The sequence below is a fragment of the Amycolatopsis acididurans genome (assembly GCF_012328925.1).
Classification (GTDB): domain Bacteria; phylum Actinomycetota; class Actinomycetes; order Mycobacteriales; family Pseudonocardiaceae; genus Amycolatopsis_E; species Amycolatopsis_E acididurans.
The window spans coordinates 72,717-88,409 of the sequence record NZ_JAAXLS010000018.1 but is presented as its reverse complement, the minus strand read 5'-3'; the positions used below and the strand labels follow the sequence as shown (position 1 = coordinate 88,409).

At 69.6% G+C, this 15,693-nt stretch carries 17 protein-coding genes; 10 read left to right on the top strand and 7 right to left on the bottom strand.

Translation table 11 applies throughout. From position 1 onward, the window contains the following. Positions 1-37 precede the first annotated feature (37 nt). The 3 genes from HFP15_RS23815 to HFP15_RS23805 all read left to right on the top strand — a co-directional run bounded on the left by HFP15_RS23815 (position 38) and on the right by HFP15_RS23805 (position 2,642). Positions 38-718, top strand: a complete 681-nt coding sequence (locus HFP15_RS23815; protein ID WP_210717766.1) for a hypothetical protein — start codon at positions 38-40, stop codon at positions 716-718. A 182-nt stretch (positions 719-900) separates the two neighbouring features. After that, positions 901-1,482 (top strand): TetR/AcrR family transcriptional regulator, encoded by a 582-nt coding sequence (locus HFP15_RS23810; protein ID WP_312871716.1) that lies wholly within the window; start codon positions 901-903, stop codon positions 1,480-1,482. Beyond that, positions 1,479-2,642 carry an NADH:flavin oxidoreductase gene (locus HFP15_RS23805; RefSeq protein WP_168518951.1) on the top strand — a complete coding sequence of 388 codons (1,164 nt, stop codon included), beginning with the start codon at positions 1,479-1,481 and terminating at the stop codon, positions 2,640-2,642. The genes HFP15_RS23810 and HFP15_RS23805 overlap by 4 nt, the downstream gene beginning before the upstream one ends. Here the strand turns inward: HFP15_RS23805 and HFP15_RS23800 are convergent. Both HFP15_RS23800 and HFP15_RS23795 read right to left on the bottom strand, forming a co-directional pair. Beyond that, on the bottom strand, positions 2,639-4,480 hold the full coding sequence (locus HFP15_RS23800; RefSeq protein ID WP_168518950.1) for an FAD/NAD(P)-binding protein: 1,842 nt from the start codon (positions 4,478-4,480) through the stop codon (positions 2,639-2,641). The genes HFP15_RS23805 and HFP15_RS23800 overlap by 4 nt on opposite strands. Before the next feature lie 58 nt (positions 4,481-4,538). Continuing rightward, positions 4,539-5,189 (bottom strand): TetR/AcrR family transcriptional regulator, encoded by a 651-nt coding sequence (locus HFP15_RS23795; protein ID WP_168518949.1) that lies wholly within the window; start codon positions 5,187-5,189, stop codon positions 4,539-4,541. Positions 5,190-5,255: 66 nt separating this feature from the next. On the opposite strand from HFP15_RS23795, the gene HFP15_RS23790 reads away from it, so the two are divergent. Further along, positions 5,256-6,482 (top strand): lipase family protein, encoded by a 1,227-nt coding sequence (locus HFP15_RS23790; protein ID WP_168518948.1) that lies wholly within the window; start codon positions 5,256-5,258, stop codon positions 6,480-6,482. A 13-nt stretch (positions 6,483-6,495) separates the two neighbouring features. On the opposite strand, the gene HFP15_RS23785 is transcribed toward HFP15_RS23790, so the two are convergent. The 3 genes from HFP15_RS23785 to HFP15_RS23775 form a co-directional block, all read right to left on the bottom strand. Next, positions 6,496-6,903, bottom strand: a complete 408-nt coding sequence (locus HFP15_RS23785; RefSeq protein WP_168518947.1) for a DUF3151 domain-containing protein — start codon at positions 6,901-6,903, stop codon at positions 6,496-6,498. A gap of 170 nt (positions 6,904-7,073) precedes the next feature. Continuing rightward, positions 7,074-8,102, bottom strand: a complete 1,029-nt coding sequence (gene fbaA / locus HFP15_RS23780) for a class II fructose-bisphosphate aldolase (RefSeq protein WP_168518946.1) — start codon at positions 8,100-8,102, stop codon at positions 7,074-7,076. A gap of 67 nt (positions 8,103-8,169) precedes the next feature. Then, the gene (locus HFP15_RS23775) at positions 8,170-8,997 is read right to left on the bottom strand and encodes an LLM class F420-dependent oxidoreductase (protein WP_168518945.1); all 828 of its coding nucleotides are present in this window, start codon (positions 8,995-8,997) and stop codon (positions 8,170-8,172) included. Between the two features lie 50 nt (positions 8,998-9,047). Between HFP15_RS23775 and HFP15_RS23770 the strand changes: the two genes are divergently transcribed. Together HFP15_RS23770 and HFP15_RS23765 are read left to right on the top strand one after the other, a co-directional pair. Beyond that, positions 9,048-9,980: an aldo/keto reductase gene (locus HFP15_RS23770; protein WP_168518944.1), complete on the top strand. Its 933-nt coding sequence runs from the start codon at positions 9,048-9,050 to the stop codon at positions 9,978-9,980. Between the two features lie 501 nt (positions 9,981-10,481). Next, positions 10,482-11,360 carry an SDR family oxidoreductase gene (locus HFP15_RS23765; protein ID WP_168518943.1) on the top strand — a complete coding sequence of 293 codons (879 nt, stop codon included), beginning with the start codon at positions 10,482-10,484 and terminating at the stop codon, positions 11,358-11,360. A gap of 18 nt (positions 11,361-11,378) precedes the next feature. On the opposite strand, the gene HFP15_RS23760 is transcribed toward HFP15_RS23765, so the two are convergent. Beyond that, positions 11,379-11,654 (bottom strand): YciI family protein, encoded by a 276-nt coding sequence (locus HFP15_RS23760; RefSeq protein ID WP_168518942.1) that lies wholly within the window; start codon positions 11,652-11,654, stop codon positions 11,379-11,381. Positions 11,655-11,800: 146 nt separating this feature from the next. Here HFP15_RS23760 and HFP15_RS23755 point away from each other — a divergent pair, with 146 nt between their 5' ends. Genes HFP15_RS23755 through HFP15_RS23740 form a run of 4 tightly spaced genes read left to right on the top strand, consistent with a single transcriptional unit; the run spans position 11,801 to position 14,655 of the window. Continuing rightward, positions 11,801-12,373 (top strand): SigE family RNA polymerase sigma factor, encoded by a 573-nt coding sequence (locus HFP15_RS23755; RefSeq protein ID WP_168518996.1) that lies wholly within the window; start codon positions 11,801-11,803, stop codon positions 12,371-12,373. A 49-nt stretch (positions 12,374-12,422) separates the two neighbouring features. After that, positions 12,423-13,547, top strand: coding sequence for an N-acetylglucosamine-6-phosphate deacetylase (gene nagA / locus HFP15_RS23750; RefSeq protein WP_168518995.1), 1,125 nt, complete (start codon positions 12,423-12,425; stop codon positions 13,545-13,547). Between the two features lie 43 nt (positions 13,548-13,590). After that, entirely contained in the window at positions 13,591-13,902 is a 312-nt protein-coding gene (locus HFP15_RS23745; RefSeq protein WP_168518941.1) for a hypothetical protein, read from the top strand. A 48-nt stretch (positions 13,903-13,950) separates the two neighbouring features. Then, on the top strand, positions 13,951-14,655 hold the full coding sequence (locus tag HFP15_RS23740; RefSeq protein WP_168518940.1) for a DedA family protein: 705 nt from the start codon (positions 13,951-13,953) through the stop codon (positions 14,653-14,655). A 4-nt stretch (positions 14,656-14,659) separates the two neighbouring features. Here the strand turns inward: HFP15_RS23740 and HFP15_RS23735 are convergent, their stop codons facing one another. Next, positions 14,660-15,685: a LacI family DNA-binding transcriptional regulator gene (locus HFP15_RS23735; RefSeq protein WP_168518939.1), complete on the bottom strand. Its 1,026-nt coding sequence runs from the start codon at positions 15,683-15,685 to the stop codon at positions 14,660-14,662. Positions 15,686-15,693: the final 8 nt, after the last annotated feature.

Sequence of the window (15,693 nt, the reverse complement as noted above, 5' to 3'; positions counted from 1 at the left end):
CTCCAGGTATTCGGCGTGATTTTTGAAAAGCCGGGGTATGAGCGTAACGGAGGGCCGCGACGTGCGGGGACAGGTGTTGGTGTGCGGGTCGCCGGGGCAGGCGTTGCCGGACGTGGACGGGCTGTCCGTGCACCACGTCGGCGAGCGGCCGGGCAAGGCCGAGTTGGACGCCCTTCTCGACGATGGTCCGCTGATCGTCGCCGGCACCGACGCCGACCTCGCCGCGGTCGTGGTTCGCCTGCTGCGCAAGGAAAAACTCGCCGCCACGCCGGTCGGTTTCGTCCCGCTGGACCCCGCTTCGGAGGTGGCCGCGTTGTGGGGCCTGCCCATCGATCCGGCCCGCGCGCTGGGCGTCGCGACCCGGGGTGAAGTCGATCCCGTGCCGCTGATCCGTGACGACTCCGGCGGCGTGTTAGTGGGCAGAGGCACATTCGGAGCCATCCGGGGGGTTGCTTACTGCGACGACGAGCTCGCTCTGCGTGGCACGGCTCGTTCGATCGAGGTATCACCCGATCCGGAGGGTGGCGCCGGACTCGTCGTGCGCGTGCTGAAGGGGCTCGTGTTCAAGCGGCCGGTCACCTTCGGCGGGCGCGCGTTCCAGTTGGGCTGCGTGCCCACCCGGCCGACCTGCGACGGTGTGCCGTACCCCCGGGCGATCACCCGGTGGACCTGGTACCGGCACACCGAAGACCTGCGCTTGATCCGTGGGCTCGGCTGACCAGGCGTGATCGCGGACCGTAAACCTACTCTCGTCGGCAAATCATCCACACGTGTTGCGTAGGTCACTTCGCGTCGCCGACGCGGAGAAGACGGCGCTGGCGGACATGCTCGGCCACTGCGGATCCATCACCGCTTCAATCAGTGATTGATTTCATGGCAGGTCTGCGGTCTACTCGACGTGTGATCAAGGACGCCACGCGAGAACGGCTGTTGACCGTCGCCGAGAGCCTGCTACTCGAAACGGGCTACGACGACGTGTCGGTCCGGTCGATCAACACTGCCGCCGGCATGAATCCGGCGGCCGTGCACTACCACTTCGGCTCCAAGGACGGCCTGGTCGGCGCGCTGCTGGAAGCGCGGCTCGCGCCGCACTGGGCGGACCGGCTCGCCACCGTGTCCGAGCGGCGCGCGCGGGGCTGGACACCGACCGTGGCCGAGCTGGTGGACGTCGTCGTGACGCCGCTGCTCGACCTGTCCGCGGAGTCGCTCGGCCGGCTGCACCTGCACCTGCTCGCCAGGCTGTTCCTCGGCAGGCAGCAGGTCGAATGGAGCTCGCGCTGGTTCAGCCTTGATCCGTGGATCGAGCTGTTGCGGGCGGCGCGGCCCGATCTGTCGGCAGGGGAAGCGGCGCGACGCTGGGTGCTGGCCTTCGACCTGGTGCTGCAGACGGTCGGCGCGCCGCTCGCGACGACCCTGCCGAAGGAGAAGATCTCGGGCACCACGCTGCGTGCCTTCGTCACGGCCGGGCTGGACGCGGCATGACCGACGTCTTCGAACCCGCCCGGCTCGGCCCCGTGCGGCTGCGCAACCGGATCATCAAGTCCGCGACCTTCGAAGGCCGCACCCCGGACGCGCTGGTGACCGACGACCTGATCGAGTTCCACACCCGGCACGCCGCGGGCGGGGTCGGCATGACGACGGTCGCCTACTGCGCGGTCTCGCCGGAGGGCCGCACCGACCGGCACCAGATCTGGATGCGGCCCGAGGCGGTGCCGGGGCTGCGCAGGCTCACCGACGCGGTGCACGCGGAGGGCGCGGCGATCAGCGCGCAACTCGGCCACGCCGGACCGGTCGCGAACGGCGCGTCGAACCGCGCGCCGGCGCTCGCGCCGACCCGGCGGATGAGCCCGCTGAGCCTGCAGCCGATCCGCGCCGCCACCACCGGCGATCTGGCCAGGATCGTGCGCGACCACGCCAGGGCCGCCCGGCTCGCGCTGGAGTCCGGGTTCGACGCGGTGGAAATCCACTTCGGACACAACTACCTGGTGAGCTCTTTCCTCAGCCCCAAGCTGAACCGGCGCACCGACGACTACGGCGGCAGCACCGGCAACCGTGCCCGGCTCGCGCGGGAGGTCGCCCGCGCCGTGCGGGACGAAGTCGGCGACCGGCTGGCCATCACGGCGAAGCTCAACATGGACGACGGCGTGCCGGGCGGATTGTGGCTCGACGAGAGCCTTCAGGTCGCGCAATGGCTGGAGGCCGACGGGTCACTGGACGCGCTCGAACTCACCGCGGGCAGTTCCCTGCTCAACCCCATGTACCTGTTCACCGGCGAGGTTCCGCTGCGCGAATTCGCCGCGGTGTTCCCCGCGCCGCAGCGATGGGGAATCCGGGCCGTGGGCCGGGCCTTCCTCCGCGAGTACGCCTACCGCGAGGCCTATCTGCTCGACCGCGCCCGCCAGTTCCGTGCCGCGCTGGGAATGCCGTTGATCCTGCTCGGCGGGATCAGTACCAAGGCCACCATGGATCTCGCGATGGCCGAGGGGTTCGCGTTCGTCGCGATGGCGCGGGCACTGCTGCGCGAACCCGACCTCCCCCGGCGGCTCCAGGCCGACGCGACGACGAAATCCCTGTGCATCCACTGCAACAAGTGCATGCCGACCATCTACCGCCGCACCCGCTGCGTCCTCGTGCCGGACTAGCCGTTCGACAGCGTGGTGAGGATTTCCCTTGCCACGGCGTCGTTCTGCCGGAACGGCAGGGCGTTCATCCTCGGCCGGGTGAACGCCGCGGTGGAACGGGCGCTGGTGTGCGGGCCGAGCGAGAACCGGCGCGGGTGCGCCATGCCGTTCGCGTCGAGCAACCGGCTGTCCGACGGCCGGGTGTGGATCCGGCCGGAGGCCACACCTCGCACGGTTTCGTCCGCGATATCACCGGAGTCGCGCAGGAAACGCACGAAACCGTCGGAGGCGCGCGGCACGCTCGCCTCGGGCAACCGGGCCTCGATCAGCGTGCGCGCCTCGACCGAACCGGGAAAGCTCGCACCGGAGCCCACGAACCGGTCGTGGTCCAGTTCGACGCGCATCTCGGCGCCGAGGAAGGAAACGATGCCCGCTTCTTCCAGCGCCAGCAGCTCGTGCAGGCGACGCGGTGGCGGGCCGCTGGCGAAGTAACTGAAGAATCCGTGCCACCATCTGTCCAAATCAGACACTTGCGACGCCGGATCGATACGCCGTGCGGTGACGAGGGCGGGCAGCTGGCCGATCACCGACAGCATCGCCATGAACGCGCCGAGGTCCGCGGAGTAGGCGACATCCGCGCGGCGCGCCAGGTCCGCTTCGACGTACTCGCGAAGGTGCTTGGCGAACTCCTCCCGCGAGCCGAACGACACGCCCTCGAGCGGCCGGTCGAGACGGCGGAGATCGAGCCGGTCCTCCGCGGCGGGCACGGACCGTTCGATCAGCGCCCGCATCTCGTCGCCGTCCCAGGGAAGTTCCGCGAACCGCTTTGCGAACTCCTCGAAACCGAGCCGCACCCGGCCCGGATGGCCGGTGAACAACTCGGCGTAGTAGCCCCAGGTGAGTTCCTTCGCGATGAGCGGCCACACGTCGGCGAAGAAATCCCCGTACTCCGGCAGGTTTTCGATCGCGGCCCGGTCGAAGAACCGCGGCAGCCGCAACGGTTCGCCCTGCAGCCGGTAGCCGGGCTTCGAGTGGTACGGCACGCCGCGCCGGGATCCGACGTGCAGGACCGGTTCCCGGCCGCTCGGCTGGTAGACCAGGCCGTCGGCCCGCTCGGCGAACCGGCCGCCGCGTCCTTCGGTGAGCAGCAGCATCAGGTCCACGAAGGCGAGCCCGAAACCGCGCACCAGCACGTCCTCACCGGGCGCGACCGCGTCGTAGTCGACGTCGGCGGTGTAGCCGGCCGGGTAGTACGCGAGGCCGTGCCGCGCGGCGAACTCGGCGATGCGCGCCTCGCCGGCATCCGGTTCGGCGTCGAGATGGCCGACGGTCAGCAGCAGCGCGTCGGCGTCGATCAGTTCGCCGCCCTCCAGCCGGACCCGTTGCCCGTCGATGCTCGCGGCGCGGGCGCGGTGCTCGATCACCGTGATCTCGCCGGGAAGGTCGTCGAGCACGGTGCGATAGACCCAGGCCAGGTAGGCGCTCGCGAGTCGCCTGGTGGGAAACGACGTGCTCGCCATCGTCGTGAGCTCGTCGCGCAGATCGTCCGCGACGTGAGCGCGAATTTCGCCCGCGCGCACCTGTTCGGCCCATTCCCACAGCGACGGGCCGGGCCGGATCGGGCCCTCGATCCGGACGGTCTCGTCGGTGAACATCGTGACGTCCTCGGCCATCGAGTTCATCCGCAGCAGCGGTGACTGCTCGTACCGCCAGATCCGCCCGGCGCCGGGCGGGAACGGGTCGATCAGGTGCACCACCAGAGCGCGGCCGCCGAGCAGCGCGGCGTTCGCGGAAATCCGTTCCAGCACGCAGACACCGCGCGGGCCCGCGCCCACGATCGCGAGCTGAAGCGGCGGCATACCGTCGAAGCTACGGAGGTTTCCCTTGCCGCGCCCCGCTGTCCGCGATGTGGACAGCTCACCGGAACCGTGCGATCACCTCCGGGGTCTGGCCGTGCAGCCGCAGCACGCCGCCGATGGTGAACTCGGTGAGCAGGTCGATGAGCGCGTCGCGGTCCGGCGCGTCGCCGTCCCACCGCAGGTTCACCAGCGCCTCGACCATCGCGAAGTACATCGTGACCAGCGCGGTGTCCGCGCGGCCCGGTTCGACCCCGTGCTCGGCCCAGCGCTGCCTGCTGGCCCTCGTGTAGACCTCCGCCAGCCGCGCGCGCAGCCGGGTCAGCGCCGGAATGCCCACGCGCTCGGCCTCCTGCAGCACCGGCATCGCCGAGGGGTGCTCGGCGACGAAGGTGAACAGGTTCGCGTAGTTCTTGTGGGCCCACGACTTCAGGTCCAGATCCGCGTCCCCGGACCCGAGCTCGGCGATGGACGCGTAGGCCAGTTCCTCGATCGAGAGCACCGTCCGCTCGAACACCGTCTGCTTGTCGCCGAACAGCTCGTACACGGCTTGCCGCGTCAGGCCCGCCTCGCGCGCGAGCTGTTCGATGGTGGCGCCGGCCAGCCCCTGCGTGGCGAACACGCGTTGCGCGGCGGCGAGCACGAGGGCCTGCTGCTCCTCGACGGGCAGCTTTCGCGGCCTGCCCGGACCACGCTTCCGGGGGGTTGACATCAGTGATCGTCACCTCGATTCTTTTTCCGACAAAGCTGTCGGAAATTGGCTCATCGGGGAGCGAGTATGCGTTACGCGTATCGCTGGCGGTTTGCGGCGATCCTTACCTCGGTCATCGGACTGGTCTCACTGGTCGTCGGCGCCGTGCCGGCCGGTGCCGCTGACTTCTACGATCCACCGTCGCCACTGCCCTCGGGAAGCAACGGCGACATCATCCGCCACGAGCCGAGCCAGTTCTTCCTCGACCCGACCAAGCTCGTGCCCGCTCCCGCGAGCGTGCAGCGGATCATGTACCGCAGCACCGACACGCACGGCGACCCGGTCGCGGTCACCGGCACCGTGCTCACCCCGACCGCGCCGTGGAACGGCCCTGGGCCCCGCCCGATCATCAGCTACGCCGCGGGCACCCAGGGCGTCGGCGACCAGTGCGCGCCGTCGAAGGCGCTGGCCAGCGGGCTCGAGTACGAGGGCCCGTTCCTGTCCGGATTACTCGCTCGCGGCTACGCGATCGTGATGACCGACTACGAAGGGCTCGGCACGCCCGGCGTGCACACCTACGTCAACCGCAAGGCCGAGGGCTACGCGGTGCTCGACGCGATCCGCGCCGCGCAACGGCTGCCCGAAGCGGGCCTGCCCGCCGACGGCCCCGTCGCGATCGCGGGTTACTCGCAGGGCGGCGGCGCGGCGGCCGCGGCCGCGGAACTGCAGTCCAGCTACGCGCCCGAACTGCACCTCAAGGGCACCTACGCCGGTGCGCCGCCCGCCGACCTCGCCGCCGTGGCGGACAACCTGGACGGGCACTACGCCGTCGGTTTCCTGATGTTCGCGGTCGCGAGCATGAACTACGCCTACCCCGACCTGCACATCCCGGCCGTGCTCAACGACAAGGGCAAGGCACTGCAGACCGAGGTCGAGCAGGAATGCACCGCGGACGCGCTGCTCAAGCACGCGTTCACCCGAACCGCCGACCTGACCGCCGACGGCCGCCCGATCACCGCCTACCTCGGCGAGGAACCGTTCGCCTCGGCGGTGGCCGAACAGCGCATCGGCAACATCAAGCCCACGTCCCCGGTGCTCGTCGCGCACAGCGCCGGTGACGACATCGTGCCCTTCGACCAGGGCCGTCAGATGGCGCGTGACTGGTGCGCCAAGGGTGCGACCGTCCAGTTCGACACCCTCGGCGTCCCGACCCACGTCGGCGGCTTCGCGGCCGCCTACCCGCTGGCCCTCCAGTGGCTGGACAACCGGCTGCGCACGACGGAAGCAGCTCCGAACAACTGTGGGGAGTTCTAGGAATGGTGAGGCTCTACTTCAAACCCGTGGCCTCGGCGGCGGCCGGGTCGGAGTCGGCGAGGAACGTGCGGCAGCGCTCGTACTCGTCGGTCTCCCCGATGCGGCCCGCGGCCTTGCCCAACGCGGCCAAGGCGCGCAGGAAGCCCTGGTTCGGGCGGTGGTTCCAGGGCACCGGGCCGAAGCCCTTCCAGCCGGAGCGGCGCAGCTGATCGAGCCCGCGGTGGTAGCCGGTGCGCGCGTAGGCGTAGGCGGCGACCACTTCGCCCGCTTCCAGCGAGCGCTCGGCCAGCGCGGCCCAGGCCTCGCTGAAGTCGGGATGCTCGGCGGCGACCTCGGCGGGATCGGTGCCCGCGTCGAGCGCGGCCTCGGCGTCGGTGCGTTCGGGAAGGCGGGTGGGCTCCGGTTCGAGCAGGTTGGTCATGCCGCCATCCTGCATCGTCAGAGGAACAGGCTGGTGAGCACCCCACTGCCGAGCAGAACGAGTGCGGCGACCAGCACCGCGGCGACGAGACGTTTCGGCATCATGAGCGCAGAGGATGCCGCTCACCCGGCCGTGGAGGCAAATTCCTCACACGGCCGGGTGATCGAAGCTCAGAGCTTCTGGCCCGCCGACTTGAGCGCCTGCGCCGCCTCGACGATGCGCTCGGCCATCGAGGCCTCGGCCTTCTTCAGGTAGCTACGCGGGTCGTAGGTCTTCTTGTTGCCGACCTCGCCGTCGATCTTGAGCACCCCGTCGTAGTTCTTGAAGAAGTGGTCCGCGATCGGACGCGAGAACGCGTACTGGGTGTCGGTGTCCACGTTCATCTTGATCACGCCGTAGGACACGGCCTCGTGGATCTCCTCCAGCAGCGAGCCGGAACCGCCGTGGAAAACCAGCTCGAACGGCTTCGACCCGGCGGGAAGGCCCAGCTTCTCCGCCGCGACCGCCTGGCCGCGCTTGAGCACGTCCGGGCGCAGCTTGACCGCGCCCGGCTTGTAGGCGCCGTGCACGTTGCCGAAGGTCGCGGCGAGCAGGTAGCGGCCCTTCTCGCCGGAGCCGAGTGCGTCCACCGTCTTCAGGTAGTCGCCCTCGGCGGTGTAGAGCTTCTCGTTGATCTCGTTGGAGACGCCGTCCTCCTCGCCACCGACGACGCCGATCTCGACCTCGAGGATGATCTTCGCCGCGGCGGCCTTCTCCAGCAGCTCCGCCGCGATCTTGAGGTTCTCGTCGAGGTCGATCGCCGAACCGTCCCACATGTGCGACTGGAACAGCGGGTTCTCGCCCCGGTTCACGCGCTCCTGGGAGATCGCGATCAGCGGGTTGACGAAGCCGTCCAGCTTGTCCTTCGGGCAGTGGTCGGTGTGCAGCGCGACGTTGATCGGGTACTTCGCGGCGACGACATGGGCGAACTCGGCGAGCGCGGTCGCGCCCGTGACCATGTCCTTGACCTTGGTACCGGAGGCGAACTCCGCGCCTCCGGTGGAGACCTGGATGATCCCGTCGCTCTCCGCGTCGGCGAAACCGCGAAGGGCGGCGTTGAGGGTCTCCGACGAGGTCACGTTGATGGCCGGGTAAGCGAACTCGCCCCCCTTGGCCTTGTCCAGCATCTCGCCATAGACCTCGGGCGTGGCGATGGGCATCGTTGGTCCTCCTAGCAGGTGGTTCGCTCTCCGTTGCCCGAATCGTACGAGGTACCGCGTGACACCACTATGAGAGCAGGACCTGCGCCACAGCGCGATAGGCCGGAATCGGGTCGTCGTTGAGGACCTGGATGCAGACGTGGTCCGCCCCGGCGTCGAGATGCGCGTTGATCCCGGCGGCGATCTTCTCCGCGTCCCCGTGCAGGACCAGCGCGTCGATGAGCGCATCGGAACCGCCGTTGGCGATCTCCTCCTCGCTCCAGCCCAGCCGCTTGAGGTTGCTCACGTAGTTACGCAGGTGCAGGTACGGGTTCTCCACGCGCGGGCGGCCGATGCGGCGCGCCTCCTCCGGGTCGGTGCTCAGCACGACCTTGTGCTCCGGGGCGAGCAGCACCCCCTCGCCGAGGATCTGCCGCGCCTCGCGCGTGTGCTCGGGGGTGGTCAGGTACGGGTGCGCGCCCGCGGTGCGCTCGGCGGAGAGCTTGAGCACCTTCGGGCCCAGCGCGGCCAGCGCCCTGCCCTCGACCGGTACGCCGGCCTCGTCCAGCTGGTCCAGGTACTCGACGATCTTGTCGTAGGGCTTCTGGTAGACCTGCGTGGCTTCCGGGTGGCCGATGCCGACACCGAGCAGGAATCGGCCGGGATGACGCTTCTCGATGCGGTGGAAGGAAGCGCCGACGGTGGCGGCGTCGTCCTTCCACATGTTCACGATGCCCGTGGCGACGACGATGCGCTCGGTCGCGTCGAGCAGTTCGTCGACGATCGCCAGCTTGCCGTCCGGGGAGCCGCCGATCCAGATGGCGCCGTAGCCGAGGCTTTCCACCTCGCGCGCCAGTTCCGCGTTCAGCTGCGTCGCGCCTCGCCAGATTCCGAGTTTGCCCAGTGCGTTAGCCATGCCCGTCTCAACCGGCGAGCGCGGGCGGTTAATTCCTTTATGTTGGAGACATGCCCAAAATCGGTAACAGCGACCTCGACGTCTATGGGTTGAACCTCGGTGGCAACGTGTTCGGCTGGACCGCGGACGAGCAGCAGTCGTTCGAGGTACTGGACGCGTACGCGGCGGCGGGTGGCAACTTCGTCGACACCGCGGATTCGTACATGGCACGCGTGCCAGGCAATTCGGGCGGCGAGTCGGAGACGATCATCGGCAGCTGGCTCGCCAAGCGCGGCCGTCGCGACGACGTGATCATCGCGACGAAGGTCGGGAACTGGGCCCAGCGGCCGGGCCTGTCCGCGAAGAACATCCGTGCGGCCGCCGAGGACTCGTTGCGGCGCCTGCGAACCGACCACATCGACCTGTATTACGCGCACCGGGACGACAAGGACACGCCGCTGGAGGAGACGCTCGGCGCCTTCGACGAGCTCGTGCGTGCTGGGAAGGTCCGCTACATCGGGGCGTCCAACTACAGCGCGGACCGGCTGGCCGAGGCTCTGTCCATTTCGGACAAGGAGGGTTTCGCCCGGTATGTCGCGCTGCAGCCGCACTACAACCTCGTGGAGCGGGCCTACGAGCAGGATCTGGCGCCACTGGTCGAGAAGGAAGGGCTGTCGACGCTGCCGTACTTCGCGCTGGCCAAGGGGTTCCTGACCGGCAAGTACCGGTCGCGCGAGACGCAGAGCGACAGCCCGCGCAGCGAGGGCGCCGTGGCGTACCTCGACCACCGCGGCCAGCGGGTGCTGGAGGTGCTGGACGACATCGCCGCCGCGCACAAGTCGACGCCCGCCGCCGTGTCGCTGGCCTGGCTCGCCGCGCAACCGACCGTCGCCGCGCCGATCGCGAGCGCCCGCAACCTCGACCAGCTGGCGGACCTGATCGCGTCCGTCGAACTGCACCTCACCGACCCAGAGCTGGCAACCCTCACCACCGCCAGCACCTAACCCGCGAGTCCACCGTTCCCCGCCCCCGAGTCGAGCCTTCCGCGCCCCCGAGTCCGGGGTTCCATGCCCCCGAGTCCGGGGTTCCACGCGCGCGAGTCCGGCGTTCCGTGCGCCCGAGTCGGGTGTTCTGTGCGCGCGAGTCGGGTGTTCCATGCGTCCGAGTCGGGTGTTCCGTGTGCGCGAGTCGGACGTTCTGCGTGCTCGAGTCCGGGGTTCCGTGCGTCCGACTCCGGGGTTCGGTGGGCTCGAGCCGGGTGTTCTGCGTGCGCGAGTGCCGTTCGGGCGCGCCAGACTTGGCCGCGGGAAAGCTCAGCTCACCCGCATGGGAACTCCAACTCGGCGGCCCGGAAACCTCAACTCGCGCCCACAAGCCCGACTCGGCCATCTGGAAATCTCGACTCGGGCGCACGGAAACCTCAACTCGGGCGCCCGGAAGGCTGGACTCGCAGTAACCCTACTGGGGAGTAGCTTACTCGGGGTAGGTTCGGGTACGGTGGGCGCATGGCCAACGTAAAAGGCAAGGTCGTGCTCATCACCGGAGCTGCGCGCGGCATCGGGGCGGGGCTCGCCGAAAGGCTCGCCGCCCAGGGTGCCAAGGTGGCCCTCGTCGGTCTCGAAGCCGAGGAGCAGCAGAAGGTCGCCGACCGAATCGGCGACTCCGCGCGCGCCTGGGAAGCCGACGTGACGGACTGGACCGCGCTGGAGAAGGCGACGGCCGGCGTCGTCGAGCACTTCGGCGGCATCGACATCGTCATCGCCAACGCGGGCATCGCGACCACGGGCTTCGTCCGGTCCATCGACCCCGCCGCGTTCGAGAAGGTCATCGAGGTCGACCTGCTCGGCGTGTGGCGCACCTTCCGCGTCACCTTGCCGCACGTCATCGAGCGCAAGGGCTACCTGCTGGCCATCTCTTCGCTCGCGGCCATCACGCACGCCCCCGGCATGGCCAACTACGCCGCCGCGAAGGCCGGCGTCGAGGCGTTCTGCAACAGCCTCCGCGCCGAGGTCGCCCACCTCGGCGTCAAGGTCGGCGTCGCGCACCCCACCTGGATCCGCACCGACCTGGTCGAAAGCGCCGACAAGCATCCGGTGTTCGGCAAGCTGCGCGCCGGAATGCCGGGCCTGATGGGCAAGACCTACCCGCTCGACGTGGCGCTCGACAACATCGAGGCCGGGGTGCTCAAGCGTGCCCGCACGATCCACGTGCCGCGTTGGGTCGGCGCGCTCAAGCTGATCCGCGCGTTCCTGCCGCCGATCATCGAACTGGGCTCGCGCACCAGGGTTCCGGCCGCCGACAAGGCTGCGCTCGACGACATCGAGGCCCGCGGCGCCCGCGAATCCGCGATCACCGGGCACGGCGGCCGGGCGGCGACCAAGTAACGCCCGGCCCTCGTCCGCCTACTGAACCCACGCCCCCAGTACGGGGTTGAACTCACGCACCGTGCGCTCCGCGAGCGCGCCCTCCCGGTGGTACGGGTCGGCGTCGAGGATCTTCGTCAGCTCTTCCTCGCTCGCCGCCTCGAAGATCATCGCCCCGCCGCTGCCGTCCGTGAAGGGGCCCGCAACCGTGCACACGCCGTCCTGCGCGAGCTTGCTCAGGTACTCCCGGTGCCTTGGCCGGACCGCGCCGAACTTCTCCTGCACATAGCGGGTCTCCACCAGAAACCAGGCCACCGGAACGCCTCCATTCGAACAAACGGGCAACAACCCGCACGCTACCTGGTCGCGACCTATGGCGGGACTCGTGCAACCCGATACCCTGGGCGCGCGTGGAACCAGACGTGGGCAACGGGACGAAGGTAAGGGACGGGCAGGGCTACATGCCGGAAGGCAGTGCGGAGAAGAGTGTTGAGCGCACGCTCGGTCATTTGCGCACGATCGACGGGCTCCAGCAGGTCCCGCCTCAACCCACGGCGCCACTGACACTGGAAGACCTCTACCGCACGCACCGGATGCGGCTGGTGCGCCTGGCGATCCTGCTCGTCGACGAACCGGCGACGGCCGAGGACGTGGTGCAGGAGGCGTTCACCGGACTCCACCGCAACTGGGGCAGGCTGCGCGACGCCGCGGCCGCGGTCGGCTACCTGCGCACGGCCGTGGTGAACGGGTCACGCAGCGTGCTGCGCCGCCGTAAGACCGCGCGCGAATACGTCCCGCCGCACGCCGTCAACGCGCGTTCCGCGGAAAGCCTCGCGATGCTCTCCAGTGAGCATCAGGCCGTGGTCAACGCGCTGTCGAAGCTGCCGCCGCGCCAGCGCGAGGTGCTCGTGCTGCGCTACTACGGCGGAATGTCCGAGGCGGAGATCTCGGAGGTCGCGGGTATCTCCAAGGGCACGGTGAAGTCCACTGCCAGCCGGGCGCTGGAGTCGTTGCAGAAGGCGATGAGCGGTTAAGCACCGAGTTGGTTTAGACCAATATATGCTGGAGTGCGTGACAGACCTCGTGCTCACCGGCGGCAGGCTCGCCCTACCGGACGAACTGGTCGATAACGGCTGGCTGGCGGTCTCCGGCGGCCGCATAGCGGGCATCGGCACCGGAACGCCGCCCGCGGGTGAGCACGTCGACCTGGCCGGTGCACTGGTCGTGCCCGGTTTCATCGACTCGCACTGCCACGGTGGCGGAGGGGGATCGTTCTCCAGCGCCGATCCGAAAGAGATCCTGCGTGCCGTGGCCGCGCACCGGCGGCACGGCACCACCACGATGCTCGCCAGCCTCGTGTCCGAACCGATCCGGTCGCTGGTCAACCAGCAGGCCGCACTGCGGGAACTGGTCGAGGACGGCGAACTCGCCGGAATCCACCTGGAGGGCCCGTTCATCGCGCGGGCGCGGTGCGGCGCGCACGATCCGGCGGTGCTGCTCGAACCGGACACCACCGCGGTCGACGCGCTGCTGCGCGCGGGGCACGGCGCGGTCCGCATGGTCACGCTCGCGCCGGAACTGGCCGGCGGCGTCCGCGCGGTCCGGCAGCTCACCGAGGCCGGGGTCATCGCGGCGATCGGCCACACCGACGGCACCGAGGAGCAGATCCGGCCCGCCATCGACGCCGGCGCCACCGTCGGTACGCACCTGTTCAACGGGATGCGCCCGCTGCACCACCGCGAACCGGGTCCGATCGGTGCGCTGCTCGACGACGAACGCGTCACCGTCGAGCTGATCTGCGATCTCGTGCACGTCCATCCGACCGTGCTGCGGATCGCCGCGACGCACGCCGGCCGCGGCCGCACGGTGCTGATCACCGACGCGATGTCCGCGACCGACGCCGTGGACGGCCGCTATCACCTGGGCAGACTCGACGTCGACGTGCGTGACGGCGTCGCCACGGTCGCCGAGACGGGCGCGCTCGCCGGGAGCACGCTGACCATGGACGTGGCGTTCCGCAACCTGGTGCGCGGCGCGGGACTGGACGTGCTCGCCGCCGTGCACGCCACCTCGGCCCGGGCGGCCGAACTGCTGGGCATCGAAGACCGGACCGGGTCCCTGCGCACCGGTCTGGCGGCCGATCTCGTCGTGCTGGACGAGGACCTGCGGCCGGCGCGGGTACTGCGCAACGGCGGCTGGGTCTGCTGACGTGTAGCCGAAACCTCACGCCGCCGCTACTAAGCTGAGGCGGGTGAGCGAGCTTGGAGACCCGGAGCGCCTGCTGGCCGAGGCGCTGCGTGCGCAGGCGAGGAGCGCGCCGGCGCCCCAGAACCCGCACGGCCCGCCCACCAACCAGCTGCCACCCCAGTACGGACTGCTTTCCGGTGCCGACGGTGGCGCCCTGGAGCGGGAACGCGCCGCGCTCGAACCGCCGACGGTCGGTGAGCCGCGGCCCCGGCTCGACCGTGCGGCGGGCTCGCTGCCCGCGTACTGGATCCTGCTGCTCGCGGTGCTGCTCGGGCTCGCGACCGGCGCCGTCATCGGCCTGATCACCTTGCTGTAGTGCGCTCCCACAGCCGCCACACATCGTGACCCTGTACCGTTTATTGGCGTGATCCTCGCCGAGACCACGACCACGCTGGCCCTGATGCCCAAATGGTTCAACCCGGAGTACCTGCTGACTCAGTTCGGCGCGTACGTCATCGTCGGGCTGTGCCTGGTCATCTTCATCGAGAGCAGCATCTTCCCGGTGCTTCCCGGTGACTCCCTGCTGTTCACCGCGGGGCTGTTCGTCGCGCAGGGCTCAATCCACGCCCCGCTGTGGCTGGTCTGCCTGCTGGTGAGCGTCGCCGCGCTGCTCGGCAACGCGGTCGGGTACTTCATCGGGTACAAGGCGGGGCCCGCGCTGTTCAAACGGCCGGACTCGAAGTTCTTCAAACAGGAGTACGTCGACAAGACGCACGCGTTCCTGGAGAAGCACGGCCCCAAGGCGGTCGTGCTCGCGCGGTTCGTGCCGTTCGTGCGCACGTTCATCACGTGGATCGCGGGCGTCGGCCGGATGGACGCGAAGAAGTACTTCACCTACACCATCATCGGCGGCATCCTCTGGGCCGGCGGCATCACCGCGCTGGGCCACGTGCTCGGCAACATCTCGTTCATCAAGAACAACATCGAGGCGATCTTCATCCTGATCGTGCTCGTGTCCGTCGTGCCGATCGTCGTCGAATGGGCCCGCAACCGCCGCGAACGCAAGCACGCCGCGGCCGCTGCCTCCGACACCGAGACCACCCAGCAGATCCCGAGGATCGACGGCTGAGACCTCAGTGGGAGGTCGACTCCCGCTCGACCAGCGGAGCGTGCAGCAGCACCGCCTCCCTCGGCCGCGCCGGGTCCGCGATGCGGCGCAGCAGCAGGTCCACACCCGCGGTGCCGACCTCGTCCGCGGGCAGCTGGATCGTGCTCAGGCTCGGTTCGAGATAGGCGGCGAACGGGTGATCGCCGTAGCCGAGAATCCGCACGTCACCCGGCACGGTCAGACCGCATTCCCGCACCGCGCGATAGATCCCGAGCGCGAAGTAGTCGTTGCCGGTCACGATCAGTTCCGGGTGGTTCTCCCTGGTCAGCAGCCCCGCGGCCAGCCGGTAGGCGTCGTCGGGGCGCCACGGCAGGCTCGCCCCGGCCGTCCGGCGGGTCGGCACCTTCAGCACCAATGACCGGTCCGGATCGCCGATCGCCTCGTGGAAACCGGCGATCCGGGCCGTCACGGTACTGATCTCCAGGTCTTCCTCGAACAGCCATGCCCGTCGCGTGCCGCCGCCCACCCGGCGGACCGCGTCGGTGAGCGCCTGCTGCACGTCCAGTCCGACGAAGTCCAGCCCCAGCGCGGGAATGTCGCGGCTCAGCAGCACCGCGGGGATACCGGCCGCGGTGAGCTGCTCCCAGCCAGCGCCGTGATGCTGGATCGGCACGCCGAGGACGCCGTCCACGCCGTAGCGCAACAGCTGCTGCAGCGCCCGCTCCTCGTTCTCCTCCGACTCCTCGGTGACGAGCAGCAGCACCGAATACCCCTCGGCGCGGCACTGCCGCTCGACCGTCGAGATGAGTGCCGCGTAGAACGGGTTCGACGGGTTGGTGATCACCAGGCCGACCGCGGTGGTCGTACCCGAGACCAGTGAGCGGGCGTGGGTGTTCGGGACGTAGCCCAGCCGCCGGGCCTCGGCCACGATGCGCTCGCGGGTGGCCTCGCTGACCTGGTCCTTGCCCGCCAGCGCGCGGGACACCGTGTTCGCCGACAGGCCGACGCGGTCGGCGACGTCCCGTAACGTGACCCGCTGGTTCCGCGACACCCGCCGGT